This window comes from Limnohabitans radicicola, from assembly GCF_014837235.1.
GTDB classification, from domain to species: domain Bacteria; phylum Pseudomonadota; class Gammaproteobacteria; order Burkholderiales; family Burkholderiaceae_C; genus Limnohabitans_A; species Limnohabitans_A radicicola.
In genome coordinates this window covers 1-2,603 of record NZ_JACYFT010000014.1, presented here as the reverse complement: position 1 = coordinate 2,603, position 2,603 = coordinate 1, and the positions used below count along the sequence as shown (strand labels likewise).

The 2,603-nt window shown below is 62.5% G+C and carries 4 protein-coding genes; all 4 read right to left on the bottom strand.

What is annotated here, in order from left to right; translation table 11 throughout:
* Positions 1–71: 71 nt before the first annotated feature.
* The gene (locus IC609_RS16025) at positions 72–500 is read right to left on the bottom strand and encodes an ExbD/TolR family protein (RefSeq protein WP_191820534.1); all 429 of its coding nucleotides are present in this window, start codon (positions 498–500) and stop codon (positions 72–74) included.
* 26 nt (positions 501–526) lie between these two features.
* Positions 527–940 carry an ExbD/TolR family protein gene (locus tag IC609_RS16020; RefSeq protein WP_191820533.1) on the bottom strand — a complete coding sequence of 138 codons (414 nt, stop codon included), beginning with the start codon at positions 938–940 and terminating at the stop codon, positions 527–529.
* A 69-nt stretch (positions 941–1,009) separates the two neighbouring features.
* Positions 1,010–1,879, bottom strand: coding sequence for a MotA/TolQ/ExbB proton channel family protein (locus tag IC609_RS16015; RefSeq protein ID WP_191820532.1), 870 nt, complete (start codon positions 1,877–1,879; stop codon positions 1,010–1,012).
* 73 nt (positions 1,880–1,952) lie between these two features.
* Positions 1,953–2,603: energy transducer TonB (locus IC609_RS16010; protein ID WP_408611059.1), on the bottom strand; the 651-nt coding region annotated here is incomplete at its 5' end.

Here is a 2,603-nt window from a genome sequence, read left to right as displayed (position 1 = left end):
GGGCGATAAAGTTTCCTTGGAAGAAACGTACTCAACAACTTGTGCGTCTGGACCGCCTCTCTTGGACAGCCTCAGTTGATGAACTGCTCCGAGCCCACAATCCCCAGCTTCGTCAGCCCATTGCTCTGCGCGCTCGCCATCACCCCAGCCACCGCCTCGTACTTGGCCTTCGCATGCGAGCGAATGTGGATCTCCGGCTGCGGGTTCATCCCCGCCGCCTCCTTGACCTTCAGCTCCAGCTCCGCACGACTGCCCACCGGCTTGCCGTTCCAGTTCACCACGCTTTGCGCATCCACATCCACCTTGATCACCACCGGATCGGCCTTCTTGGGCGCATTGCTCGGCAGCGGCATGTCCAGGTTCACCGAGTGCAGCTGCGCCGGGATCGTGATGATCAGCATGATCAAGAGCACCAGCATCACGTCAATCAGCGGCGTGGTGTTCATGTCCACCATCACCTCCGGCTCGTTGCTGCTGCCCGTTCCTACGTTCATTCCCATCTCTGACTCCGTTCGCTTTCTTTGCCTCAGTTGTTCGGCTCGGTGATGAAGCCCACCTTCACGATCCCCGCACGCTGCACCGAGTACATCACCCGGCCCACCGCCTCAAAGTCGCTCTTGCCGTCCCCGCGGATCTGCACCTCGGGCTGCGGCTTCATCACTGCAAACTTCTTCATCCTCTCCGACAAGTCCGCCGTGTTCTTGATCGGCGTGTCGTACAGGTAAATCTTGCCCGCCTTGTCCACCGAGATGATCACGTTCTCCGGCTTGGTCTCGCGCACCACGTTCTTCTCTTTGGGCAAGTCCACCTTGATCGATGTCGTCACCACCGGAATCGTGATCAGAAAGATGATCAGCAGCACCAGCATCACATCCACCAGCGGCGTGGTGTTGATCGTGCCAATGATCTCGTCATCGGCTTCGCCTACGTTCATGGCCATGTTGGCTTCTCCTGTGTTCGCCCCGGGCGTGCGGGCTGTGTGTTCACCCGCCCACCCGCTGCGAGGGGATTACTTCTTGGCCGAGGCCAGCAGCACCGAGTGCAGGTCCGAGCCAAAGGCGTTGATCTCTTCCATCGCCGCCTTGTTGCGACGCACCAGCCAGTTGTAGCCCAGCACCGCTGGCACCGCCACCGCCAGACCAATGGCCGTCATGATCAGCGCCTCGCCCACGGGGCCCGCCACCTTGTCGATCGAAGCCTGACCAGACATGCCGATCTTCACCAGCGCGTGGTAGATGCCCCACACGGTACCGAACAGACCCACAAAGGGGGCTGTGGAGCCAACCGTCGCCAGGAACGCCAGGCCGTCTTGCATGCGGCTTTGCACGTTGCCAATGGCGCGCTGCAAGCTCATGGTCACCCAGTCGTTGAAGTCGATGGTGCCCAGCATGCCCGTGTGCTTGGAGGCACCTTCCAGGCCCTTTTCTGCAATGAAGCGGAAGGCGCTGCCTTCGGCCAGGGCGTCTTTGCCCTGGGCCACGGAGCCTGCGCTCCAGAAGTTGTCTTGCGCTTCACGCGCTTGTTTGTTGATCTTGGCCTGTTCAGCGAACTTGGTGAAGATCACGTACCACGAGCCCATGCTCATGATCACCAGGATCAGCAGCGTGCCCTTGGCCACGAAGTCGCCCTGGTTCCACAAAGCGCTCAGGCCGTAGGGGTTTTCTTCTTCGGCCGCAGGCGCAGCCGCCGCCGGCGCAGGAGCGGCCACAGGGGCTGCCACTTCAGATGCCGCAGCCGCAGGAGCGGTCACAGGCGCGGGCGCTGCCGCAGCAGGCGCCGCCTCTGCCGCCTTGGGCTTGGCCGCCAGCGCAGTGCCGGCGCCCAGCAAGCTGGCCAGCAGGCCAGCACAAAGAACGATGGTTTTAATTTGCTTGAACATGATGAGGGACTCCTCTGGGGTTCTTTTGAATTCAGTTGATAGGGTTAGTAGGCTCTGGGCAACGCTGGCCGCATCACTCCAGGCGCCAGGTGTATTTCATGCTCGCCCAAGCTTGCTCAGGCTTGCCGTCCACCGTCGCAGGCTTGAACTGGCACTTGGCCAATCCCGCTCGCGCCGCTTCGTCCAGGCGTCTAAAGCCCGAGCTCTTGTCCACTTCGGCCTGAATCACTTTGCCGTCCACACCCACCAAGAAGCGCAGGCTCACCGTGCCTTCTTCTTCCAGGCGGCGCGAGGCGCTGGGGTATTCGGGTTTTTCGCAGTTGGCCGAGTTCACCACCGCGCCTGTGCGCACGGGTGCAGCGGGGGGCGCGGCCACCACCGGCGCGGGAGACGGCGGCGCAGGCGGCTGGGGCGTGTTGGACACTGCCGCGATCGCGTTGGCCGCGGGCGGCGCAGACACGGGCACATCCACGGGCGGCACGTAAGACGGCGGCGGCGGTGGCAGGTTCTTTGGAGGCGGCGGTGGCGGCGGGGGTGGAATGTCGGGCTTTTGCTCTTCGAGCAACACCGCTTCCACCGGACCTTTGAGCTTTTTGACGAACGAACGGGCCAGGCCCGAGTTGATCGCCCACAGCAGCAACAGGTGCAGCAGCACCACCAGCCCCAGACCCACCAGGTGCTTGGTCGGCTTTCTTTGCCGGCTGGCGTAGTCTTGCATTGTTTG

Coding starts and splice junctions, on each gene's coding strand:
- IC609_RS16025 (WP_191820534.1), bottom strand. CDS start 500: ATGGGAATGAACGTAGGAACGGGCAGCAGCAACGAGCCGGAGGTGATG.
- IC609_RS16020 (WP_191820533.1), bottom strand. CDS start 940: ATGGCCATGAACGTAGGCGAAGCCGATGACGAGATCATTGGCACGATC.
- IC609_RS16015 (WP_191820532.1), bottom strand. CDS start 1,879: ATGTTCAAGCAAATTAAAACCATCGTTCTTTGTGCTGGCCTGCTGGCC.